The organism is Aquimarina rhabdastrellae, assembly GCA_947387485.1.
In the GTDB taxonomy this organism is placed as follows: domain Bacteria; phylum Bacteroidota; class Bacteroidia; order Flavobacteriales; family Flavobacteriaceae; genus Aquimarina.
The window spans coordinates 1-26,479 of sequence record CANDNT010000014.1; the positions used below are offsets into that span (position 1 = coordinate 1).

Sequence of the window (26,479 nt, forward strand, 5' to 3'; positions counted from 1 at the left end):
ACATCTGCTGAACATTGAACATTCACTGCCGCTGGATTACTCGCTGTTGGATTGGTTGTATCATTTACTGTAATCGTCTGTGTTACATTGATACTGTTTCCAGCTTCGTCAGTAACACTATAGGTTCTGGTAATGACTTCTGGATTGGAATTTCCATCGCTTACATCACTTACATGCACTACAGTTATGTTTGCTGCTGCCGAACAGTTATCTGCTTCGTCCGTTATTACAGTAATATCTACTGCTGGTACATCTGTTAAACATTCTACCGTTACATTTGTTGGATTACTTGCTGTTGGATCCGTAATATCATTTATCGTAATCGTTTGTGTTACATTAATACTATTTCCTGCTTCGTCTGTTACACTATAAGTTCTAGTGATTACTTCTGGATTTAAATTTCCATCGCTTACATCACTTACGTGAGTTACTGTAATATTTGCAGCCGTTGAGCAGTTATCTGCTTCGTCTGTTACTACACTAATATCTACTACTGGTACATCTGATGAACATTCTACTGTGACATTCGCTGGATTACTTGCTGTTGGATCCGTAATATCATTAACAGTAATCGTCTGGGTTACATTGATACTGTTTCCTGCTTCATCAGTAACACTATAAGTTCTGGTAATGATTTCTGGATTGGAATTTCCATCGCTTACATCACTTACGTGGGCTACGGTAATATTTGCTGCTGCCGAACAGTTATCTGCTTCGTCTGTTACCACACTAATATCTACGGCAGGTATATCTGCTGAACATTCTACCGTTACATTTGCTGGATTACTAGCTGTTGGATTGGTTGTATCATTTACAGTAATCGTTTGTGTTACATTGATACTGTTTCCTGCTTCATCAGTAACACTATAGGTTCTGGTAATGACTTCTGGATTTGAATTTCCATCGCTTACATCACTTACGTGTGCTACTGTAATATTTGCTGCTGCCGAACAGTTATCTGCTTCGTCGGTTACCACCGTAATATCTACTGCTGGTACGTCTGCTGAACATTCTACTGTGACATTCGCTGGATTACTTGCTGTTGGATTGATAGTATCATTTATAGTAATCATTTGGGTTACATTGATACTGTTTCCTGCTTCATCAGTAACACTATAAGTTCTGGTAATTACCTCTGGATTTGAATTTCCATCGCTTACATCACTTACGTGTGCTACTGTAATATTTGCAGCCGTTGAACAGTTATCTGCTTCGTCGGTTACCACACTAATATCTACTGCTGGTACATCTGCTGAACATTCTACTGTGACATTTGCTGGATTACTAGCCGTTGGATTCGTAGTATCATTAACCGTAATCGTTTGTGTTACATTAATACTGTTTCCAGCCTCGTCGGTTACACTATAGGTTCTAGTGATTACTTCTGGATTTGAATTTCCATCGCTTACATCACTTACGTGCGCTACAGTTATGTTTGCTGCTGTCGAACAGTTATCTGCCTCATCTGTTACTACACTAATATCTACTGCTGGTACATCTGATGAACATTCTACTGTAACATTCGTTGGATTACTAGCCGTTGGGTTAGTTGTATCATTAACTGTAATCGTCTGGATTACATTGATACTGTTTCCTGCCTCATCGGTTACACTATAGGTTCTGGTAATGACTTCTGGATTGGAATTTCCATCGCTTACATCACTTACGTGGGCTACAGTTATGTTAGCTGCCGCACTACAGTTATCTGCTTCGTCAGTTACTACACTAATATCTACTGCTGGTACATCTGCTGAACATTCTACTGTGACATTCGCTGGATTACTAGCCGTTGGATTCGTAGTATCATTAACCGTAATCGTTCGTGTTACATTAATACTGTTTCCTGCTTCATCAGTAACACTATAAGTTCTGGTAATTACTTCTGGATTTGAGTTCCCATCGCTTACATCATTTACGTGGGCTACGGTAATATTAGCAACCGCTGAACAATTATCTGCCTCATCTGTTACTACACTAATATCTACTGCTGGTACATCTGCTGAACATTCTACTGTGACATTTGCTGGATTACTTGCTGTTGGATCTACTGTATCTTCAACAGTTACTGTAATGACATTTGTATCTTCTGTACACTCAACACCATTTAATGTATTTTTATCAACTCTTTTAAAATAAGTAGTTTGTGATAAATTTCCATGGCTATAAGTCTCTGAAGTTGCTCCAGAAATATCAGAGAATCCTGCTGAGGTACTTGTAGTACTTAATTGCCATTGATAACTTAGAACACCATCACCAGAAGCAGCTGTACTTTGTGTAAAAGTCGCTGGGCTTGTATCTGGACAAATACTTTGATCTCCTGCAATTACTCCTACAACTATCTGGCAATTGTCTCTAAAAGATAAATCACTATCCAAAGCAACTGGTGTTGGTGCTGCATCATTATCTAAATCACCATAAATACCTTGAAGGTCTGCTATTGTTCCCGTAGTTACGGCGTCATTTACATCCCAAACAGTAGCATTATTTACAGAGTCAAATAAATCATCGATTCCATCTCCATCGGCATCGGCAAATGTGGTAATGCTATTATCTGTATCTCCATTTTCTTGAATGTCTAAAATGGTATCATCATCTGCATCTGTATCTAAATAATCCGGAGCATTTTCACCAACATTTCCATCGGTATCTACTGGTGCTAATCCTGGTCCTCCAGCGTTGGTCGTTAAGTATGCATTGTTGACACCGTTATTGGTCACATATTGTGCTTCTGTAGTCGTCACAGGAATACTATAGGCTCCTGTTGCTTGGGCTTCTACATTATCTGAAATACCATCATTATCTGCATCTAAATCTAAATGATTTGGAACTCCATCTCCGTCGATATCAAATCCTGCTTCGATAACTGTATTAGCGTTACCTATAGTATCTAAACTGTCATCATCATCTAAATATAAAGGAACATTATCACCATCAGCATCCGTTAATGGGTCATTTCCTCCAGATTCTACAGTGTCTAAAATTCCATCATTATCATCATCTATATCTAAACTATTCGCTACTGTATCTCCATCGGTATCTTCAAAGGCTGTAGCCAAAGTGAATATTCTATTATTGCTAATATCTAAAGCGGTAGTAGTTTCCCAAATATCTCCTGATACATTGGTTAAACTAATCGGAATTTCATCTGATAAATCTTGATCTCCATCACTATCATATATCAAGTGATAAGCATTTCCACCTAAAAGAATTGGCACATCGAATTCCGCATCTTCCACATCAAACTGTATTTTTACAGCTCCTACCGTTCCTGTTTCTTGAATTCTCCATTGACGTGCTAAAATTCTATAATCACTAGGCGCACTTGTTACTGTCCAAGTTGCTGCTCCATTGTTATTTCCCCAAATAAAGAAAGAAGCATCATTTGCTAAAGCTGTTGGGACTGAAATATCACTATGCCCAATGGTTACTATAGCATCTGTATGCAATGATTTTGACTTTATTTGTGATAAACCTTGGTTATCTTCTCTACCAATACCTGCAACGTCGTTCGCAAAACCATTACTCGTATCAAAAATAGTAGTTGCTGTTGCCGAAACATAATTGTTTTCTAAGGTAATTCCGTATTTAATAGCTAAATACGATTCTATACGTTGTAATTCATCATTAGGTAAGGCTCTGTCATAAACAATTACCTCAGCAATGTTACCATTTAAAGTATTATTAAACGCTCCTTCTCCTTGATCGGCACCAATCTGTGTTCCTAAATCATTAAAACTTTGTACAGTGGTATTAGTCACTGGGCTCGTTTCTGCATTAATACGTAACATATTCGACTCAGTTCCTCCTGCTCCATAACGTAATGCTGCTATATAATAAGTATTTAAATCAGCTGCATTAGTAGATGCAATATAATCTCCACCAATATTTCCATCATTACTTCCGTGAAAACCTCTTAAATCATTAGCATTAGGCTGTCCTAAATCTGGTTGATAATAAAATCCATGTATGCTTTGTGTATTATCTGTCCCTGCAGAAGCAACTAATGCATTTGGACTAGTACTACTTGTTCTACGATATACAACAAACTTACTATATGCATTGTCGTTTCCTATAAATTGCTCTGAAGTTTCAAAATAGGCTCCTCCTGGAAATGTTAATTCATCATTAAAGTTTAAGGTTTCTGAAGCTACCGTTACTTCTTCGGTTCCTGATAAATCCATCGCTATAACACTTCCTGGATTGGATACATTATCCCATTGTGTTACTTCACTTCCCGAAAGGGTTACTCCTGTATCTGCTTTTAACCATAATTGCAAGTTATTGGCAATAGTTCCTGGCGCTAAAGCGGAAGATGCAATCGTAAAATGATCTCCATGTGACAGATCAACTGCATTAAATCTAAGTATACCATTAGTAAAAGAATCTGGTGCTATAGTGGTTACTCCTGATGAAAAGTCAGCATCCGCATTTTTTATGATTAAAGAAAAATCACTAGCATCTTGTCCTATAATGGTAGTACTATTTAAATCGAACTCTATTACTACCGCTCCAATGTCTCCTCCTGCTCCATTTTCTGAAGCCCTCCATATTCTCTCTAATCGTTGTTGATTACCTCCTGTAGTATACGCTATTGTATTGGTATTCCCTCCATCATTTCCTATGACTAAGAACTGAAAATCTGATGTAAAAGTGTTGGTATTGGCTGCATTGGTCGCTTCAATATTTCCTAATCCCATACGAACAATTGCTCCTGTATTTACAGATTTGGCTTGACGCTTTTCTAAATCTGACTGATCATCTCTTCCTATTAAAATAATATCATTAGCATAACTAGCAAAACTTCCATCTATATCAAAAATCACATTATCATCACTTGATACATAATTATGATTTAATGTTATTCCATATTTTCCTGCTAAATAAGAAGCAACTTTTAAATCATCTTGCGTATTTAATACTACTCCATATAGAACAACTTCGGCTACATCTCCTACAAGAGCATTTGAAGCTGTACCATCTTGTTGATGTCTATATCCCAAAGACATTTGATCTAGTACTGCTTCTAACTCTCCTGTAAATGTGGTGGTGTTTACTGCACTTCCATTTCTAAAGTTGGTTAATTCCCAATTAAAACTTCCTGTATCAGCTCTTTTGGCTACTATTAAAGAAGGTTTTGTTACATCTAATCCTCCACTAAGCGTTTCGGTTGCTCCTGCTATAGTACGTTGAGCTACTGCTCCATCTATAGTAAACTCTGGATTTATACCTTCTTCGGGTAAAGTTAAATCTGCTTCATGAGCTAATACGGTACCATCAGACGTTCCTTTTACTATCATCCAAATGGTGAGCAGGTTATTTGGAAACAGAATATTTCGATCACTTTCAAACAACCCTTGTGTTCCGTCAAAAGATATTACTGGTTGATAGCTGAATAAGGCATCTGAATCTGTATTTAACGTAGGTCCTCCATTAATTCCTGTTGCTAGACCAGTATTTTCAAAATCAACCCCAGATCCTGATTGATCTTTCCATAAGTTAACTTCACTTCCAGAGGTGGTTACATCTTTATCTGCTTTAATCCATAATTTAATACTTGATGCAACTCCTCCAGGAGCAATAGAAGTTCCTAAGGCATAGGAACCTACTATTGCACTTACTTCTGCTTCATAATAATAGGTAGTGTTACTTATTTCTGTAGCAATTCCTGAATTTATTCTTGATTGTTGTTCAAAGTTAAGCCCTGCTGCCGGTGTAACTCCAGCATCATATCTATATAAGGATAGTGATCCTAAAAATTCTTCATCTGTATTTCCCGTTTTATTAGCAGCTATTTTTAAGCTTTGTAATTCGGCTTGACTTAAAAAGAGTTTAATTCTCGCTTTACCATTTGCTCCAGTATTTGTGATATTCCATCGTCTTGTTAAAAACGCAAATGGATTAATCGTAATATGGGTAGGATCTATGATAGTACTGACTGTTACATCTCCTAGTATTTCTGTATCTGTATCACTCAATCCATCTTGAATAGCTACTTGAGGTAATCTAGATTCAAAAGCAACTTGATTACTACGATCGCCACCATTCATTACATAAACATGTCCTTGTATATTATTAAAGGTATAGGTTTCTGTATCACCGTTAACAGCTAAGCTTTTTCCTAGAAGTGATGGAACTTTAATGGGGGTTACATCATCTAATACTGTTCCATCATTATATCCTCCTGGGCAATCAAAATATCTAAAATTGGTAATTTCTACATCTGTAGTTTCTGTTGCTGTAAATATAAATACGCCATTTGTCGTATCTCCATCTGATAAGTCGTCTTGAGTTACTGGTCCAGTAGGCGTAGTAAATTCTATTTGATATGGTCCTGTATTATTTAATGTAATCTGATATCCTGTAGCTACCTCATCTCCTACATTATGGTGAAGGTCTACCGCATCGGTCATAGTAATCTGAGCTGGAGTTGAGGCTGCAGTAAAATCCCAACTTGTTCCTACAGGTGGAGCAGCTGTAGCTCCTGCTAAACCATTATAAGTACTTACATTATTAGTTTTAAAAGGAACTCCAGTCGCTTGAATATCTTGAACATTAATATTACAAACAAATATGTTTCCACCACTAGCCTTTACAAAATTATGTAAACTCCCATTCAGTCCAGACTGCATATTTAAAAAGGCGTTTAGATCTCCGTTTTTTTCTAGATTCCCATCTGGAAGAATCGTAGTAGTTTCTCCCTGTTTAAATACATGGTTTCGATCAGTTTTTAAGTTTAAAAAATTCACAGAAAAACTATCATTTGCATTAAGTATTCCTTCAACTGTTAAACGTCCGCTTACGATATTAGAATCATTAAGTTCAAAAGTTCTACTTTGTCCTATATCTGTTGATATAAATGTAACATCATTGTATGTAAGTCCTCCTCCAAAAAAGAAGTTTCCTCCTGAATTATTATTACCTGTATTAGTTCTTACCTCAATTAAAGATGATTCACTATTAAAATCTATACTAGTTCCATCTTGGACTCGCCAAGAAGCTCGTGGTTGATTACTACTTCCTAATCTTCTAATATTTTTTAAAATTATCGTTGAATTGGATATATTAATTTTTTTAGGAGTTGTAGATAACAACCAAAATGTACCTGCTTCAATATTATTACCATTTGTATGTAGCTCTCCATCATTGATAGCTACATGAGCTCCTCCAGTAAAACTATCTTTTATTGAAGCTATTCCTCCATTAAAGTTTATAAAACCATTTATAGCTTTGTCTTTAAAATTAACATGAATAGAATCAGTACTACTAAAATTTATTTGGCTCGCTGCATTTATATTAGTATTCATTTGATTAGCCAACTTAACTCTACTCGAAATATTAAGTCTGGCAGTATTGTCCATTTGAAAGGTCATATTCGTAGGAATTGCTTCCGCCCCCGTTTCTACCCATTCTATAGCTTTAACCGATTGATTTGTATTGATAATTACATTCATAGGTGATCCATTACCCGATTTATTATCAAATACAACAGAATCCAGAGCTGTTGGAATACAACCTCCTGCTGCAGCTTGTCCAAAATCATCAGATTTGTTTATAGCCCAATATTTAGGATTGGTCCAATTACCTGTATAAGAGTTATCGTCAGGATTAGGACGCCAATAAAAGGTTTTTGCTGTAGCCGAACCAATAATAACATTGGTATTATTCCCTCCATCTATTACATTTTGTATCGATAAATCTAATGGATTAGTATCTCCTATATAATTAATATCAGATATAGTTGCAAAGTCTAATTTAGTATTACTATTGTTAGGAGTATTTAAATCAAATTGTACTCCATTATCACTTTTTATTGTTGGTGCAGATCCACAACCAGTACCTGCTGCATCTAAACCTCCAACCGTTACCGTTGTAGCATTATTAAACGTATGAGTATCGTCTGATAAGATTAGATTTCCTGTAACATTAACCGCTCCAGGAGAAGTTATTAATCTACCATTAATGGTTGCATCTCCATCTACTCTAAGATTACTATTCCCTGCACTACCATTAATAACAAAATCTATATTAGGATTTGTTTGTATAAAGGTCGGAAACTGTGTAGGAGAAAAACGGTGTTGAAAATTTCCTGTAGCTTCTGCTCTATAAACAGAATTACTATTATAAATTAAAACGATACGATAATAAATTGCTAATCCTGATGCTTCATTAACTATGGTAGCATCTTCCATATTAATGGTTCCTGGAAATTGAATTCCTCCTGTACCAAAACGTAATTCTCTATTATTTCCACCAATATTATAACTTCTTTGGACATCACGAGACATATGGAATCTTTTAATATATACTTTATCTGAATCCTGATTATATGTAGCTCTGAAACCAAATGAAAAAAAAGTATTAGACATCGCCCTATTATCTGCTCCATTTTTAAAATCTAATCTTCCATCTACTTGATCTAATAATATTATAGTTTTATCATAAGATATGGTACTTTTCATATTCTTATCTAAAATAAGATTTCCTCCAAGGTTTAGGTTATGAGTTCCCACCCAATCAATATCTACTTGATCAAGACCATCCCAAGTCATATTATTACAATAAGCAGTATTTCCTAATATATTCATGACTTGCCCGTCTCCATCAAAAGAGTTTTCATCAAAGAATACATTGTCTTCAATTCTTGGAGCACAATCAATACCATCAACTAAAGGAGTTCCTCCAGAAGTTAAAGACCAATTACTAACGGTATGCCAACTACCTGTATTTCCAATCCAAAACAAATCTCTTGCAACTGCATTTTCATTAATCACCCAATTTTGGTTTCCTCCATCATCTCTTCCTTCATTTACTACAATACTTGGACTCGCTGATACTCCGTTTACTCGAGCAATAATCCCTTCTAACCATAAGCGTTCAAAACTAGTAGGATGACTAGTAAAATCGATTATAGCAGTTGGATATGAAGTTGAAACAAAAGCATGTTTTAAACATGAAGAACCTGTAATATTAATTTGATCAACTTCTAATGTATTTCTTGATAAATTGGAGTTAAAACCATATTCTAAATTTAAAGTCCCAATCCTCATACGTTTTGAAGCTCCAGATTGTAAACTAATGGACTTGGCTGTATAGGTATTAATTTTTACGTTTCCTATAATATCAACAACAGCTGCACTTGTATTAGGTACATTTACCTCAGTATACTCTATATTATGAGGTGAGGTACTTGGCATTTGATGCCTAAATGTCATTAATGACGTTCTATTTAAATTTACCGTGGGTGATCCTGATAACTCAACGTATTCTCCTAATATTGACCAACTTCGTTGAGCTATATTAAAGGTAGCATTTCCAAATTTTAAGCTTCTATCAATAGTAGTACTTCCTCCAGCGCTAAAATTAAAATTTATATTAAAGGTTTGACTATTAAAATCTACACTTCCTCCAGAAACAACTAAGTTACGAGAACTTATAGTAGTTAATCCACTATTAAAAATCCATTCTCCACCATTACCATTAAATGTAATATGAGATGGAATTTTTTGATCGCTAAAATTTAAGGTATTTCCTATTGTTGTTGCTCTAAAGGTTATACCTCCTGTATGACTATAATTTAAACCTGTTGATTCTGCTAATAAATTTATTCCTCCGAATAATGTAAGCTCTCCATTACCATTAATTAGTACAGAAGTAGCGTTTCCTTTATCATTAAATAAAAATGATCTAGCCTGCACAGCCGAATTTAAAGTGATAGTATACGCTTGTGCATTTTGAAAACTTCCTGCGTTAAAAATAACATCATTTGCTGCTGAAGGTGGAGATAAACTAGTTGTAATGGATGCTGTTGGATCTGTTGTACTCCAGTTATTTGCATTAGTCCAATTGTTATCAGCTCCTTGTCCACTCCACCATAAAGTCTGAGCAGTCATACCAGATAAGCCAAACACAATGAAGACTATAAATAAAATTTGTTTAGTAATTTTTTTCATGGCATCTTAATTAATTTAATTATGTTGTTATTTGGGGTATTAAGAGTTGTTCTATTCATTACTTATTCGCAAACAATAACAGTGGTATCTCCTTCATTTTAGGATGTAGTTATCCTGTTCGCTCATTTTTATGTCTTTTATAGATGGCGAAATTTGTAGTATCTCAATATATGGTATAAATCACCTTATAGTTCTTGATACGATATCAACTATTGTTTATTAGTTTTTTGTATGTGAGTTGGGTATGTACTGTTGTTTAGAATTGAATTGTTTTCTAAGTGATACGATTATCTTTTCTATATTCTCTATCTTTTATCAAAAAAGCAGCTTATACCAATGGTATATTTCTTTTTTAATAATTGCTACATTAAAACAACTTACGTTGTTCTTTTTTTATCATTTCTTTCTATTCTTCTGACTTCTGTTTTGAGTTTAAGAAAGCCAAAAAATATCATGATTTTAATTAATAAGTGTTTTGGTTGTGAAGGTATAAGAGTAGCGTAGTTTTTTGATTCCATAAGTAATAATGTTTTATAATATAGGTTTGATTTGTTGTTCTATTTTTTTAGGTGTTTTAATTATTGTTATTTACACCATTCTAGAACTTTTGGGTTACCTAAAATTGTGTATTTAGTCTGGTAAATCCAAAAAAAAACACTCTACTTTTTCTCTACATACCGTAAAATAAAAAATACAAAAACTTAAAAATCAACAAACTACAATTGTTATTAAAAAATACAGAAAACAATTACTTTTTAACTTAAAAACATACTTTTTGTCTATAAAAAAGTGTTTTACATCGATATTTTCGTTACAAAAAACAGCATAAAAATGTAATTTTAAATGATTAAAACTTCTTACTTATAGTATTTTATAAATTCTTTTCTTCTTCTATAAAACCATACTGATTTCCAAAAAAAGCAACCTCTATTTATGTCTTATTTTAGAGTTTTAAACCTCTCTTCATTAAAAACATTTTCTTCCTAAAATAAACTTCTAAAACTTTATTTTTTGACACTTTACTATAATACTTTTTGATTTTTTAAATAGTATGCTTCTTTTCTTAATTATGCTTAGCTTTTAATGGCTTTTTCCCTAATTTATGCTAAAGCTCTTTTTATGGTATTTATATTGTGATCTTTATTTTATACATCTGTTCACGACACATAAAACAAACACTTTTATTTATTACTATTTTTTAATTGTATGGAAAGATTATTTATTCAATATTTAGCTAAAAAAGTGTCTAGATCTTCTTCTATATTTAATTTCTTTTTTAATCTATAACGGCTTTGGTGTACAGAACTTGGGTTTATATTTTGAAGTATTGCTATTTCATTATTCCCAATACCCAGACGAATCATGGCACATAATTTTATATCTGCTTTGGTAAGTTTAGGGAATTCTTTTTCTAGTTTTTTATAAAATTCATCGCTTAGCTGTGCTACTCTTTGATTAAATTCTTGAGTACTTTGGTTTTCTTGGAGATGTGTGGATACTTCCTGTTCTATAGCTTCTAAAATACTTGCTCGTTCTCTACCCTGTGTTAGTTGTATTTTTTTGATTTTACCGGCTAAAGTTTTTATCCATTTTTGATTTTGAGAGAGTTGAGTTACTGCATCTGTTAAGTCATTCTTTTTTAATGCTATATCTTTATTCAACAATTCATTATTAAGCTCTAATAACGAAGCTTCTTGTTCTGCTATATATTTTGCTTTTTCTTCTTCTTTTATTTTTTGTTGATATCTAATAAAAAGGTATAATAATATAAGTGTTATTATTGCCAATATTCCTACAAAAACACCTAATTTTAATCGTTCTTCTGCCTCTATTTGTTGTTTTTCTAATTGTTTGGCTTCTATATTCTTTTTAATTCGTCTTATACTTATCTGCTGTAGCTTATCATTCCAAGTAGCTATTTCTGATTTCTTTTCTCTACTTATACTATCTATTAAATTTTGTTTTTTTAAGGCGTATTGATATGCTTTTTTATGGTTTCTTTTTATCGTATAAAAATGTTCCATATCTCTTAAGTATCGTAATCTAATGGATGATTTTTCTAAAAAAGTATATTGCTTAATTTTGGTGTTTATTTCATCAAATATTCTTTTTGCCTTTTCTGTGTAACCTAATTTTAGATTTGTTTCTCCTATTTGTAATCCTGCTCTTAACCATCGTTCATAATCTGGTGCTAATGCATAGCTCTTAGGACTATAGAATGTATAATTTTGTTTAAATAATTCATTCGCTTTTTCATATTTACCTTCTTCTAAATATACATTAGCTATATTATCTCTAATACTACCTAAAAATGTTCTTCTTTTTTTATCTGATTCTTTTAACATTATTTCTTGAGCTCTAGAGAAATAGCTCATAGCGGAATCTTTTTTATTTAAGTTTTCAAAAAAATGTATCCCTATATTATTTAATGCTGTTGCCTCGTGTGCTAAATCTGTGTAATATTTTCTAGTGAATTGTAATGCATTTTTATAATGCATCATAGCCTTGTTCATTTTATTAAGCCGTGTATAATTCTTGGCTAAATCTACATATCCCAAATACGCATGTAAAAGACAAAAATCATCAAGTTCTCCCTTTATTTGATAGAAATAGGAATAACTCAATTCCATGTTTTTATTGGCTTCATTCAATAAATCCAATAACATAAAGTCTCCTCCTCTAAACTTATACATAAAGAATTTTAATCTTTCTTCTCCTTCTATTTTATCTAAAATCTCAATTTCTTTATAATACAGTTGGATCAACTCTTCTATTTCATTCTGATTTAAGGTATGTATTTTATCTACATTAAAATTTTGATGTACAATACTGTCTATTTGATGAAATTCTTTTAAATAGTCTTCTTGAGTTCGTTCTTTTTGCGCTGTACAAAATTGCGAACTAAAAAAACTGATAACTATTATATATACTTTAAATTTCATCATACTCATTTCTATATATTTATAAGAAAAGTATCCAAGTCTTCTTCAATATTTAGCTTCTTTTTTAACCTATATCGACTTTGATGTACAGAGTGTGGGTCGATATGTTGTAGCATTGCTATCTTTTTGTTGTCAAATCCTAATCGTATCATTGTACATAACTTGATTTCTGCTCTACTTAATGTAGCATTACGTTCTTTCAATTTTTGATAAAACTCATTGCTTAGTTTATCTATTTTCTCATAAAAATCCTTTGTACTTTCATCAAACTGAATTTTACTACGTATCTCTTGTTCTAATTCATTTAACGACTTTGTTCTTGCTCTTCCTCGAGATGCCTTTACTTTTATAATTTGCTCATAAAACTCTTTTATCCACTCGTTATTTTGTGAAGTATTGATAGCAAAATCAGTAAGATCTCTCTTTTTTATTTCTGCTTTTTTCTGCAATACCTCATTTTGTAAATCTAGAAGTTTTACGTTTTGTTCTGCTATATGTTTATCTTTTTGATTTAGAAATCTTCTTTTCTTATATAAATTAAAAATCAAACCTAAAACCCCAATACCTATTATTAACAACATCATGACTAAGACTAATCTATTTTGCTTCTTTTGTGCATTAATATGTTGTCTTAATTCTTCTAATTCTAGATCTTCTTTCATTTTGGTAATGGCTGTATTTTTAAGTGTTACATTCCATAAACCCTCTTTTGCTTTTTTAGCTCTATCCATACTATCAGATATCTCTTTACTTCTAAGAGTATACTCATAAGCTTTTTTGTATTCTCCTTTTAATAGATGTAATGTATTTCTCGCTTGTAGGTATCGGTGTTTAATCTTTCCTTTTTCTCTAAAATTATATCTAGATAGCAATACAGCTACACTATCTAATATAGTTTCGGCTTCAGGAATTTCTTCTAGTTTAATAGACATTTCTGCCATTTGTATTCCTGATCTTACCCATCTATAATGATCATGATATTTTTGAGGATGCTTTTTTGGATTAAAAAATGAGAAGTTTACCTTATATAATTCTTTTGCATTTTGTAATTGCTCTAATCCTACATACGTATTTGCGATATTGTCTCTAATACTTCCTTCAAAAAGTTTGAATTCTGGATCTGCTATATTTCCCATTTCATGTTGGGCTTCTTTAAGATAAAACAAAGCAGAATCATATTGTTTTATTGTTTCAGAGAAGTGAATCCCCATGTTGTTATAAGCAGAAGCTCTTAAAATTTTTCTCTTTATGTTAGCTTGGCTAAACGCTATTCCTCTTCTATATTGTATCCCTACACTATCTATTTGATTCAAATCTCTATAATTATCTGCCATTTCTCCATAAGTACCAAAAGCATTATCGATAATTGTTTGTGGTAATCCTCCTTCTATTCTATTATAGTATTCGATTGATTTATAAAAATTCTTATTTGACTCTTTAAGTATTTTTATTTTTTTAAATAATTGTCCTCTCTGTTTATAAAACTTAAATTTTAATATTTCTTTTCCTTCAATTTCTTTTAATAGACTTAGTTGTTCGTAATACAAACTAAAAACCTCTTCTATTTTTTCTTTTCCAAAACTGTTGAAATTAGGATCGTAAAATTGTAGTTGTGCTAGACTATCTAGCTCATGATATCTTTGTAATAATTCTTTTTGAGTAGTATACTGTTGAGCATTTCCTGTGTATATTCCTATACACAAGCATAAACAAAGGCTATATCTTAAAATTGAAGTTTTCAGAACTTAGTATTTATATGGCTATCATAGATCTATTTATTATCTATGAATAAAAATTATTTCCTAAATAAAATATTATGGCTATCACTATTAAATTTAAAACAAAAGCTATTGTATAGTTTTTCTTTTTTAAATTTTGCTCTTCTTCAGCTTTTATCAGTTTATTCCAATTTTTATTATTTAATATCAAACTCAATAGTATAAATAAAAAATGTGGTATCACAGTATAAAATAAGGTCGCTATTAGAATTGCAACTAGTGGTACTATTTCTTTATATGTTTCATTATCTATTTTTCTAAAAAACTCATAAGATGATCCTTGTTGCCCTGGTTCATACGAATAATGATCAACTGTATGGTGCACTGTTGTATTAAAAAATAATTCGTTGGGATATTCAATTAATCGAGTAAAGATTAACCCTATAACACATATAGTTGTAAAAACAATAAAATATTGTTTCCCTGCTAGTATTATATAATGCTTAAAAAAAATCATATAATTATTGTTATCACTTCTTATGAATAGTAATAATTTCCTAAACAAAAGGTAAATCCTATGATCAAAACGATTATGGTATACGCCAATAGATGTTCTTTCCTACTAAATCTTTCTTTTTGTTTATGCTCTTTTTTATTATCCTCTTTAATTCTTTGAATTCTATTCCATTTTTCTTCATTGGTTTTTAATGTCAACAATAGAAAAACCAATGACAAAATACCTGTGTAAAATAATGTTGGTATAATAATCGCTACTATCGTAGGTATTTTAACTACTGCTTCTCCTTTAACTCTAAAAAACTCAAAAGTTGTTCCTCTTGTTGTTCCATAAGAATAAGAATTGGCTTCATGAGTAACTCGTTTCCAAAAAAAATCTCATTAGGAAATTCTATAATACTTCTAAATAGCACACCTAATATGGCTATTGCTATTAGAAATATAAACATTTTACCTAGGAACATTTTTAACCAAAAGAGTAAGAATTTCATCGTTTATTTATTGGGGTATTAGTCTATAAAGCTATTGAAATTTCTTATCTCTTCAAAGTTTTTAAGCCTCTCTGCTTATAGTTTTTTTATTTATTTTAATAGTACTTTTCTGTAATTCATTACTCTTGATATGCATGAATAAGCTTTTGTCTTATTTCATTTTTAACTTCTTCTGTAGTAAATGCATGTCTTATCGCTTCAAGATTACACTTTAAAAAATGTGCTTTTGTCCAGTTAAAATTGTTTTCTAATTCTTGATATTCTTTAGCTAGTGTTGTATTAGAAATTGTACGTGCATCTGTATTAATACTTAACGAAACTTCTGTATTGTATATCTCATGTATTTTATGACCTTTAATTTCTTGATATACATTAGTTTGTATATTACTAGTTGGGCAGATTTCTAAGTGTATATCTCTTTCTTTTAAAAATGTTATTAATTTCTCATCTTCATAACTTCTCACACCGTGTCCTATCCTTAATGGATTAAAATTTGTTATTGTTTCCCACACACTTTCTGTTCCTTTTGCTTCTCCTGCATGAGCAGTACATTTTATATGGTGTGTTTTTGCATAGTTAAATGCTTTAACATGATTATCTATAGGAAAACCAGCCTCGTCTGCTGCTATATCAAATCCTACTATATTGGTGTCTTTAAATCGATCTACAAGTGTTACTGTTTGCATACTTTGTGATGCTGTAAAATGTCGTAATGTACATAGTATAAGCCCTGCTTTTACACCTGTTTGCTTTATACCTAAACTCATGGCTTCGTTTACTGTTGCTACAACTTCTTCTGGTGTTAGTCCTTTCTCGAGATGTATTAATGGTGCAAATCGAATTTCTGCATACAGTACATTATCTGCTTTTAATTGCTTAAACAAATCTAAGGTCACCAATCTTAATTGTTCTTTGGTTTGCATTAATTGTACGCCACTTAATGCTCTAGTTATATAATCTGCTAAGTCTGTACATTTGGGCGGTGCTATAAAAGCTTTTTCATACTCCTCTTGGGTTATCGTAGGGTTTAATTGATAAACTACATCATAACTTAATGAACAATCTAAGTGTAAGTGCAATTCTACTTTGGGCATTTGAGTATATTCCATCGGTTTTATTTGGTGTATATGACCTCAACATTAATATAAAGCAAAAAATTATATATTATTAAATTTTATCTTCGTCAATTATCAATGTCTTTATCACGATATTAATTTATATTTTTATTTGTATAATATAAACTTACGTCAAGGACAATTGTCCTAACTAATTTACCATGATTAAAACCAATTCTTCTTTATTGAATTATACGGATGCTTTATATGCCACGCATCGTTTTAAAGATCGTATCGTAAAGAAAAGTTTTTATAAAAACGATATTTTACTCTATAAAGATGATCGTATTGATTATGTATATATCATCATTAATGGGTTATCAAAATGTTTTATTACTGAAGAGAACGGTAAGGACTATGTATTAGAATTTTTAGGAAAGGGTGAAATCATAGGTGAAGTCGAATTCTTATTAAATCAATCAACTTTATCTACTATTGAAGCTATTTCTGATGTGGAGGTTTATTGTATCACACAAGATTTATTTTCATCTCTTCTTTATACTGAGAAGGAGTTTACTTCTATCATTTTAAAAACCTTGGCTCATAGGGTTTATAGCACGGCTTCTAAAGCTTCTTATCAACAACTTTATCCTTTAAAATATTCGGTTATCAAAATCATATTGGAACTAACCGCTATCAATGAGCAATTTTCTAAGTATGATTTAGCGAGTTATTTGGGTATTTCAATTAGAGTATTGAATCGTATTATTAAAGAGTTAATTGATACCGATATGATCTTATTACAACATAAAAATATTCTTGTCAAAGATGTTACTAAGTTGAAAGAACTCTTAATTTCTTTTCATTAGAAATCAAAAAAGTTTGACATCAAAGAATCAAGAATAGTATCCTCTCTTCTTCAATATCAAACTTATTACAACCCTAGTTCTTGTTATTTCTACTTTAACAATGTTCCAGATAATAACATTAATTGTAACTCTGCATTTTTTGCTTCGTATTTTGCTTTACTCAATTCAAATATGGCATTGAGTTGATTATTTTGTGCTTGCCTAAAATCAATAGACGTTACTTGCCCTAACTTAAATAATTCGTTAGTACGTTCAAAATTATGTGCATTAGTTTCTACATTACTTTCTTGAACTTTTAATGTAAATAATGCGTTTTGATAGGTTTCCCAAGCATTGGCAACATCTCTTTTAAGTTGTTCTTCTTGTTGTTCTTTTTTTATTTCTTGAGTATCTATGGTTATTTTTGCATTATTAACTCTAGTTTTTGTTTTTCCTCCATCAAAAATATTCCACGACATATTTACTCCTGCATTTATACCATATTGCGTTGATCCTGTTGCACTAAATTGATTAAGAGCATCATTATCACTTTTACTCCATGTATATGAACTAGAAAGGCTAACATTGGGTAACCAACCTGCTTTATTTATTTTTATATCATAATTACTCAAGTTTATATTTTTTTCTGTTTGTAATAATGCTACATTATTTTCTAAAGCATTTTTCATAAGCTTATCCAATACCAATTCTTGCTCATACGTTATCGTTGTATCGACTATTGTTTCGGTTTTAATATCTCTACCTAAAATCACATTCAGATTACGTTTTGCATTGGCTAATTGACGGTTAACATCTAAGTAGGCAATACTATCATTATTTACATCTACTTGAGCGTTTAATACATTCAATTTTGTATTTTGCCCATATTCAAAAGCGTATTTTGCTCTTTTTAATCGCTCTTTAGAAATCGATAAACTTCCTTTTTGATTTTTTTCATTTTCTGTCAATCGTGCTACTTCGTGATAATGTGTATACAATGTTACTATTGTATTTTCTACAACTTGTCTTACTTGAAGCTCTGTTAATTTATATTGCTCTTTAAATTTTTGATAGGTATATTTCCTATTAAATCCATCAAATAGTGTATAGTTTACCCCTATAGAAGCATTATAACTCTTTGAGGTATATCCATCTATTTCATTGACTGTACCATCTGGAAATTCGGACTCAGAATTCCCTTTATTATAATTTGCTCCAGATGATCCTGTTATCGTCGGCAAATATCCACTATTAAGTATACCTTTATTATTATCTGCAACCTCTAGGTCATTCTTAGCTATTTGTATATCATAATTATGTTGCAGTGCTATTTCTATAGCTTTTTCTTTGGTCAAAAGTTCTTGTGCATTACAGGAAAAACTGTAAACTACGATTCCTATTGTTATATATATATGTTTTAAATTCATTGTATTAGCCTTCTAATTCTTCATGCTCTGCTTGTTTCTCTATAATCGCTCTTTCTACTTCTTCTCTTGTAGGTTTAGTTCTACTTAGTCCCCACTTGACATACACTTTTAATTGATTAGATATCGCTAGTAATATGGGTAAGACAATCAATGTTAATACCGTAGCTATAGTAATACCATATACAATTGAAATAGCCATAGGAATTAAAAACTGGGCTTGTCTACTCGTTTCTAATAGTAAAGGAACAAGTCCTGCTACTGTAGTAATTGTAGTTAAGAAAATAGCTCTAAATCTGGATTTCCCTGCTTGAAACAATGCTTTTTCAAAACTCATTCCTTCTTTCAAATAATTATTTAGTTTACTAATTAAGACCAATCCATCATTAACCATAATACCTATCAAAGCTACAATCCCTAATAAGGATAAAATATTAATAGGAAAACCATGAATCCAATGTCCCCAAGCTACTCCTATAAAACTCAACGGTACCATACTCAATAACATCAACGGTTGTCCATATGATCTAAATGTAAATACCATAACAATATAGATCAGTAATAGAATTATGGGTACGACAACTTTTGCTGAATCTCCTACTTTTTGAGCTTCTCTATTTTGTCCTTCGTATAAGGCATTAACCGATGGATATTTAGCTTTTATCTCTGGCATGATACGCTTTTTTATATCTGTTAAGATAGCTGTAGCACTAGCTTGAGCGTCTTTCATATCTGCTTCAATTCTTATTTCTCTCAATCCATTGATATGCTGTATAGACACCTCACCTCTTTCGATTTTATAAGTTGCGATTTCAGACAATGGAACACTATCTCCAGTAGGAGTTTGTATATACATATCATCTAAGTATTTAATAGATGTACGTTCTCTTTTATCATAGCGAACCCATACTCTAATCTCATCTTGTCCTCTCTGAAAACGTTGCGCTTGCCTCCCAAAAAAACCACTTCGCACTTGACTCATCACTCCGTTTAAAGTGAGTCCTAATTGATATGCATTATCTTTAAGTTGTATTTTAATTTCTTTAATTCCTTGTGGATCACTATCCACAACATCTTTTATTTGATTATTTTTAATCAACTCTTCTTTTAACGCTATTTTGGCAGCTTTAAGTTCTGCTATATTATCACTCAATAATGATACTGATACTGGGCTTCCTCCAAAATTAGATCCAGAGCTAAATGTTAAACTTTCAACACCATAAACTTCACCTACTTCTTCTCGTATAGCATTGGCTATTTCTCTGGCGCTAAAACTTCTTTCTTCACCTGGTAATAAGTTTATTTTTAAGTTTGCTTTAGAAGATCCGTTTCCTATTTGTTTTAATACATTTTCTATAACAGATTCTCCATCCGTACTATATTTCTCTGTAAATTCTTGAGCAACTTTCCTTGTTTTAGTTTCTATATCAGAAATAATGCTATCTGTGATTTTTTCATTTGTTCCTTGAGGCATGGTCAATGTTACTACTACTCTATCACTTGCCATTGTCGGAAAAAATGTTCCTTTTATAATACCTCCACTAAAAGCACCTATAGTAATAATTAGAATGGCTATAGGTAAAGCTAGACTGAAAAACTTATTCTTTAAAGCAAAATCAAGTACTGGTTCATATAACTTATTTCTCATATATTCCATTACCTTTTCTGCATATACATTGAACTTATACAGTTTTTGCTTAGGTTTCATTGCTTTTGAATGTGCAATATGAGCAGGTAGAATAATTAATGCTTCTATCAATGAAACTGACAGTGTTAAAGCTACTACTGTTGCTACTTCTCCAAAAAACTGTCCTATATCTCCATCTAAAAAAAAGAAGGTAGCAAAGGCTAAAATCGTTGTAACTATTGCCGAAATAATAGGAGGAATCACCTCTATTGTTCCGTCTATTGCTGCTCTAATAGGTGCTTTACCTTTTTCATAATGATGGTATATATTTTCTGCTATTACAATTCCATCGTCAACCAAAATACCTATAACCACTATCATCCCAAATAAAGACAATACGTTAATCGTGATATTAAAATATCCTGCTAACATAAACATCCCAAAGAAAGCAACAGGTAATCCTGCAGCTACCCAAAATGCAAGTCTAGGTCGTAAAAACAAGGATAAAAACAGTACTACTAACAGCATTCCTTGCCATGCATTTTCAAATAATAATGCTGTTCTTTGTTTTAAAGTTATAGAAGCATCTCTAGTGATTGCTATTTGTACATTATTATACTGTGTATTAAACTTCTCTATGTACTCATTGATTTGATCTGCAGAAGAAATTAAATCTTCACTATTAGTATTACTTACTTGTATACGTACTGCTAGTTTATTGTTATGATATATCTTATTAGGATCTTCATCAAATTGATCTCTTATCGTTGCAACATCTTTTAATCTTATGATACTCCCATTTGTAGTTGTTTTAACAATTAGGTTATCCAATTCATTACCATAATACTGTCGATTATTTGCTCTTATCAAATATTCTTCGGCTTCGGTTTTTATACTTCCTCCTGTTGTAATAATATTTGAATTGGCCACAACATCTGCTAATTGTTGAAATGTTATATCATATGCTTTTAATTCATTTTCTCTTACTGCTATTTCTATTTCTTCATCTGGAAATCCAGAAATAGTCACTTGTGAAATTCCATCTAATCTTAATAAGTCATTTTCTATAGTTCTAGCTATGTCTTTTAAGCTTTTTAAAGAAACCTCCTTACCTGTTATTACAAAACTTATCGTTTCTGAAATATTTTCAATTTTTGATACTACAGGAGGTTCCATACCTACAGGAAAGTTAGGTACTTTATCTACTGCATTTTTAACGTCGGCTAATACCGTATTAATATCATACTCTGATAAAGTTTCTACTGTAATGCTAGCTGTATTCTCTGATGATGTAGAAGTTACTCTGTCTACACCTACTATTCCTTTAAGATTATTTTCTATCTTTAAAACTACGCCTTCTTCTATCTCTTGTGGTGATGCCCCAGGGTAATTGATATTAATCGCTATACGTTTGGATTCTGTAAGAGGAAAAAACGATGACCTTAAATTTGTAAATCCTATAAATCCTAATACAACAAACCCTATAATAATAATATTTACGGCTACTGGATACTTAATAAAATATGAAATGATCTTTTTCATTATCGCATTACTTTTCTTCAATTACATTTACCGACATTCCTTCATAAGCACCTATAATAGGTTTTGATACCATATTTGCTCCGTTTGCCAATCCTTTGATTATTACTGTTTTTTCTGTAAAATATACAGGTGTAACTTTGACTAAGTCTAATTGTCTATTTTTTACGATGTATACCGCTTCATTTTCTATTAAAAGTTTTCGATCTATTTCTATCGCATTAGGTTCTTCTTTTGCCAATAATGCCGCTTGTAAAAACATACCTTCTTTTAATTGAGTTCCTTTAAGCTTAATAAATGCTTGTATCGTCTGTGAAGTTGTTTCTATTTTTCCGTTAACTCTTGTTACTTCTCCTATCCACGACTGTGTCTTTGTTAAATTTTCTACAGTAACTTTACTTCCTGTTACTATACGATTTGCATATGCTGCATTAACAGCTATTTCAAGTTCATATGCACTAGTATCAATAAACTCTCCCAGTTTTTGTCCTGATCTCACCAAGGTTCCTTGAGTTACCATAGTTTCTGTAATAACACCTTTAAACGGTGCTCTTATTCTATATTTATCAAGCCTAGATTCTAAATTTTTAATAGAATAATACGTGTTATAAATATTCTTTGCTGTGACAAAGTATTTTTCCTGATCTGACAATGGTTTTGGTAATTCTTTTATATGGTTATTGACATCAAATTCGCTTAAATATGAATTCCAATTTTTATATGATTCTGGATAATCTAGTCTCATATCTGGCATCATTGAGACTATTAAATTTTGTAACGAGCTACGTTGTGCTTGAATTGATGCATAATATTCTTCTGCATTAAGCTGCAAAAGTGTTTCTCCTTTATTAAAAACATTCCCTTCTTTAAACTCTTTATTACTAAACTTTAAGACCCCTTGAACCTCTGCATAAAGTTCAATTTTATTCTTTGCTTTTAAATTTCCATTTGCTGTTATTACAATTGGTATTGTCTTATTTTCAACTCTTTGTACAAAAGCTGTTTTTTCAACTTTTGCTACTTCTTGTTTAGCTACTTTTTTATTATTTCTTAAAAAATTAGCACATAAGATTGCTCCCAATAGGAGTAATATTCCTATCAGTATTATTATTATTTTTCGCATGTTTCTTTGATTAAAAAGTACTGTGGTATTTGTTAAAACGTCTTTATTTACAGCAATACCTGCTTTATTATTTCGTTTTTAACCACTCTTTCATTTTTAAATTAATTTCTTCTTTCCCTGTATCATTATACAGTTTCATTTGCTCTGCTGTAAGAATGGCTTCAAGTTTTACAGTTTCTTCTTCTTTTATAGGTTTTAAAGCTCCTCTTATGCTAAATTTCGAAGTATTCTCAAAAATGTCTTTTCGTTTTACAGCTATCTCTTCGTTTAGCTTCTGAGTCTCTATTATTTGATCTTCTGAAAGATGTAAAACTTCTTTCATTATAGCTGTCTTTTTTTCTGCTACTTCTGTTGCAGGAGTTTCTTTTAATGCTTTAAAGATTGCCCTTTGTGCATTAACCGAGAAATGACATGTTAACATAATTATCAAACATCCTATAATTCTTATTTTCTTCATCCTTTATTTTTTTACTCTTCTAATATTCCTACTACTTTAAATGCTTTTCCATCTGGTGTCAATACCACTTTATATAATGTATCATTTGATTCATAGTATGTTTTACCATCGATAACAACTTCTTCTGTATCTTCTGGTAAAATATATACTAAAGCTTCTTGAGGTGCTTCTACTCTCTCGTACTCATTGGTATCTGGAATGGATATATAGTAGATTCCTTGATAATAATAGTAGGTACTACCTCCTATAATAACTGAGGTGTAGCCTACTGGTAAAACATTAATTCTAATACCTATTGGTGGCGTTACAACTATGTACTTTCCATTATTATATCTATAATATCTACCTGATTTATAATGAAAACTCACACCACCATAACTTACAACTACAGCGTTACGAGGTCTAGTTCTTACTACTGTAACTCGTGGAGCTCTTGATTTATAAACAACTTTTGTTCTAGGGGTTCTAGTTACAGTTACCTTTCTATTATTCTTTTTAACTACAACTTTTTTATTATTCTTTTTTTTCTTGACAGTAACTTGTTGAGCATTGAGATCTACACTCAGACACATGATTGTCAAAACACTAAATACATATCTTATTGCGTTCATTACATCTTTTGTTTTTAACATTCAGTGTCAAAATTAGTTACACCATAATGCTTAAAAAAAAGAGATATACAAACTCACAAAATGTATAGACAAACCAGTATTAAAAACAGATTAGACTATTGTATATTATTATTGATTTCCATGTATTATAGCACAAGAGATGTCTCTCACAAAATATTGATATACAAACACCTTAATCAAGGTTTAATTTTAAATGCACTGTAAATTTATTCCTATTTTCATCAAGAAAAAGTTCATATTTATTAGGAAAGATTAGCTCTAATTGTTCTTTGGTATTTTGTAGCCCTATACCAGAATTATCTGTATGTTTCTTTTTATATCCTATGCTATTTTCGCATTTAAACTCTAAGAAGTTATCTTGAATCTCAATAGTTATATTGATGTTTGTTTTTCCTGAAATATCTGTTCCGTATTTAAAGGCATTTTCTATAAAGGAAATAAGTAGTAATGGTGATATTTTTTGATCACGAATTTCGCCTTTAATAGTTAATTTCACATTTTCATCATTAGCAATACGCAAACGCTGAAGGTTTACATAATTCTCTATATACGAAAGCTCATTTTCTAATAGCACCCATTTCTTATCTGTTTCATATAACATATATCGCATTAGCTCTGATAGCATGATTACAGATGCTGAAGCCTCTTTTGATTGCTTTACAGTTAAAGAATAAATACTATTTAATGAATTGAATAAAAAATGTGGATTTACTTGATTTTTTAGTGCTTTTAATTCAGATGATTTTTTTTGTGCTTCTATTCGTTTTTTTTGTGCTTCACTCTTGTTCCATTCAAAATACATTTTTGAAATAGCACCTATTACAATCAAAACACTATTAAATAATACACTAATTGCATATGTAATTCTTATTCTCCCTTGTTTTTGTATATTCTCGTAATAAAAAGGTAAATTTAGTTGGTGGTGTATATATGTAACTCCAGTTACTAGTAAAGCAGCAACTAGCATATATAAAAATAGTTTTCTCTTTAATAATAGTTTAGGTACTAGTATTAAATAATTTATATAAAAAAGAAAAATCCCTATCCATATTCGTATTAAAAATTGTTTAGGAATTTGATTTTTATCCAAATACAATTGTAATGTAACAGCTGCAATAAATAGAAACCATACTAAGAAGTGAATAAAAAACTGTTTACTATTTTTTGTCATTGCAATCTAGATAACTATACACAAATGTATATCATTTATCTTTTTCTTTGGCACGTTTTTGTTTAATTTTACTCGAGATATCATACGAGACTCCTACAGAAAAAAACAGTCTTGAATCTAGGTCAAAATCATAGATTTCATTTTTATCTATATCCAAAAGTTTATATTCATTGTGGATCGAATATCCTGCATTAAAATCTAATTTCCAAAGATCTGTTAATCCATAAGTATATTTTAAATTAGCTGCAAAATTTCTAAACTGTGCTTTTTCTGCTACAATACCATCAATAGTCGGAGCATTGTTTCCAGTGATATTCCCATAAAATCCTTGAGTTTTTAATCCTACAGTAAAGTCATGTTTTTTGTTTAAACGATATTTAACAAAAGTGTTGGGAAATCCTAATCCATATGATATTTGCTCATTTATTATATGTCTAAAATTGATAAATGGTATTACACCTGGTTTTCCAGAAAGTGTTACATAAGCTAGTCCAAATGTCAAATTAGAGCCAGACTTTAATGTTCCCCATCTCTTTGAAGCATAAACTCCACCTGTGATTAAAACATCTTCACTTTCTAGACTTCCTCCTAAATTTGAGGATATTCCTGAACTTAATCTAGCCGTTATTCCCCATCCTTTATTTAAAGGATAACTATATCCCAATGAATAATTTATTTGATAAAAACGATCTATTTCTGAAGTATTAAAATCGTGTTCTTGATTATAAGTTAAAATACTTTGATTAAACCCTATAGTATTTATAAGGAATCCTTTTCCTAATTTTAAAGGAAGATTAATTTTAACGTCTGTAGCATTATAATCTAAACTCTCTTCGTTTGCAGAATATGTATGTTCTACATGCAAAAGATCTCTTGAAAATTGTCCAAAACTCTCTCCTCCTATCATTATAACGATCAATATAACTAACAACTTTTTCACCGTATCTTCTTTTTTTATTGATTTTCAAAGTTCAAAAGTATCTTTA

14 protein-coding genes are annotated in these 26,479 nt (G+C 31.3%); 1 reads left to right on the forward strand and 13 read right to left on the reverse strand.

From position 1 onward, the window contains the following. From ACYEKI_RS16820 to add, 6 genes are all read right to left on the reverse strand, one after another. On the reverse strand, positions 1-9,950 hold a 9,950-nt coding region (locus ACYEKI_RS16820; RefSeq protein ID WP_459212370.1), incomplete at its 3' end, for a hypothetical protein. 1,223 nt (positions 9,951-11,173) lie between these two features. Further along, positions 11,174-12,895, reverse strand: a complete 1,722-nt coding sequence (locus ACYEKI_RS16825) for a tetratricopeptide repeat protein (protein ID WP_459212371.1) — start codon at positions 12,893-12,895, stop codon at positions 11,174-11,176. Between the two features lie 8 nt (positions 12,896-12,903). Beyond that, positions 12,904-14,595, reverse strand: a complete 1,692-nt coding sequence (locus ACYEKI_RS16830; protein ID WP_459212372.1) for a hypothetical protein — start codon at positions 14,593-14,595, stop codon at positions 12,904-12,906. A 79-nt stretch (positions 14,596-14,674) separates the two neighbouring features. Then, positions 14,675-15,127, reverse strand: coding sequence for a hypothetical protein (locus ACYEKI_RS16835; protein ID WP_459212373.1), 453 nt, complete (start codon positions 15,125-15,127; stop codon positions 14,675-14,677). 274 nt (positions 15,128-15,401) lie between these two features. Next, a complete protein-coding gene (locus tag ACYEKI_RS16840; protein ID WP_459212374.1) occupies positions 15,402-15,575 on the reverse strand; it encodes a hypothetical protein in 174 nt (57 codons plus the stop codon). Positions 15,576-15,736: 161 nt separating this feature from the next. Further along, positions 15,737-16,726: an adenosine deaminase gene (add, locus tag ACYEKI_RS16845; protein WP_459212375.1), complete on the reverse strand. Its 990-nt coding sequence runs from the start codon at positions 16,724-16,726 to the stop codon at positions 15,737-15,739. Between the two features lie 167 nt (positions 16,727-16,893). Here add and ACYEKI_RS16850 point away from each other — a divergent pair, with 167 nt between their 5' ends. After that, positions 16,894-17,541 (forward strand): Crp/Fnr family transcriptional regulator, encoded by a 648-nt coding sequence (locus ACYEKI_RS16850; protein ID WP_459212376.1) that lies wholly within the window; start codon positions 16,894-16,896, stop codon positions 17,539-17,541. A gap of 89 nt (positions 17,542-17,630) precedes the next feature. On the opposite strand, the gene ACYEKI_RS16855 is transcribed toward ACYEKI_RS16850, so the two are convergent. From ACYEKI_RS16855 to ACYEKI_RS16885, 7 genes are all read right to left on the reverse strand, one after another. Beyond that, positions 17,631-18,947 (reverse strand): TolC family protein, encoded by a 1,317-nt coding sequence (locus tag ACYEKI_RS16855; RefSeq protein ID WP_459212377.1) that lies wholly within the window; start codon positions 18,945-18,947, stop codon positions 17,631-17,633. 4 nt (positions 18,948-18,951) lie between these two features. Further along, positions 18,952-22,113 carry an efflux RND transporter permease subunit gene (locus ACYEKI_RS16860; RefSeq protein ID WP_459212378.1) on the reverse strand — a complete coding sequence of 1,054 codons (3,162 nt, stop codon included), beginning with the start codon at positions 22,111-22,113 and terminating at the stop codon, positions 18,952-18,954. Positions 22,114-22,120: 7 nt separating this feature from the next. Then, entirely contained in the window at positions 22,121-23,233 is a 1,113-nt protein-coding gene (locus ACYEKI_RS16865) for an efflux RND transporter periplasmic adaptor subunit (protein WP_459212379.1), read from the reverse strand. Between the two features lie 67 nt (positions 23,234-23,300). Beyond that, positions 23,301-23,690: a hypothetical protein gene (locus ACYEKI_RS16870; RefSeq protein WP_459212380.1), complete on the reverse strand. Its 390-nt coding sequence runs from the start codon at positions 23,688-23,690 to the stop codon at positions 23,301-23,303. A gap of 11 nt (positions 23,691-23,701) precedes the next feature. Next, entirely contained in the window at positions 23,702-24,301 is a 600-nt protein-coding gene (locus ACYEKI_RS16875) for a DUF6515 family protein (RefSeq protein ID WP_459212381.1), read from the reverse strand. A 193-nt stretch (positions 24,302-24,494) separates the two neighbouring features. Next, positions 24,495-25,493, reverse strand: a complete 999-nt coding sequence (locus tag ACYEKI_RS16880; protein ID WP_459212382.1) for a sensor histidine kinase — start codon at positions 25,491-25,493, stop codon at positions 24,495-24,497. A gap of 31 nt (positions 25,494-25,524) precedes the next feature. Continuing rightward, positions 25,525-26,433, reverse strand: coding sequence for a DUF6268 family outer membrane beta-barrel protein (locus ACYEKI_RS16885; protein ID WP_459212383.1), 909 nt, complete (start codon positions 26,431-26,433; stop codon positions 25,525-25,527). Between the last annotated feature and the right edge of the window lie 46 nt (positions 26,434-26,479).

Excerpts from the sequence above, each read along its gene's own strand:
- ACYEKI_RS16825 (WP_459212371.1), bottom strand. The coding sequence starts at position 12,895 with ATGATGAAATTTAAAGTATATATAATAGTTATCAGTTTTTTTAGTTCG.
- ACYEKI_RS16835 (WP_459212373.1), bottom strand. The coding sequence starts at position 15,127 with ATGATTTTTTTTAAGCATTATATAATACTAGCAGGGAAACAATATTTT.
- ACYEKI_RS16840 (WP_459212374.1), bottom strand. The coding sequence starts at position 15,575 with ATGTTTATATTTCTAATAGCAATAGCCATATTAGGTGTGCTATTTAGA.
- add (WP_459212375.1), bottom strand. The coding sequence starts at position 16,726 with ATGGAATATACTCAAATGCCCAAAGTAGAATTGCACTTACACTTAGAT.
- ACYEKI_RS16850 (WP_459212376.1), top strand. The coding sequence starts at position 16,894 with ATGATTAAAACCAATTCTTCTTTATTGAATTATACGGATGCTTTATAT.
- ACYEKI_RS16855 (WP_459212377.1), bottom strand. The coding sequence starts at position 18,947 with ATGAATTTAAAACATATATATATAACAATAGGAATCGTAGTTTACAGT.
- ACYEKI_RS16860 (WP_459212378.1), bottom strand. The coding sequence starts at position 22,113 with ATGAAAAAGATCATTTCATATTTTATTAAGTATCCAGTAGCCGTAAAT.
- ACYEKI_RS16865 (WP_459212379.1), bottom strand. The coding sequence starts at position 23,233 with ATGCGAAAAATAATAATAATACTGATAGGAATATTACTCCTATTGGGA.
- ACYEKI_RS16870 (WP_459212380.1), bottom strand. The coding sequence starts at position 23,690 with ATGAAGAAAATAAGAATTATAGGATGTTTGATAATTATGTTAACATGT.
- ACYEKI_RS16875 (WP_459212381.1), bottom strand. The coding sequence starts at position 24,301 with ATGAACGCAATAAGATATGTATTTAGTGTTTTGACAATCATGTGTCTG.
- ACYEKI_RS16880 (WP_459212382.1), bottom strand. The coding sequence starts at position 25,493 with ATGACAAAAAATAGTAAACAGTTTTTTATTCACTTCTTAGTATGGTTT.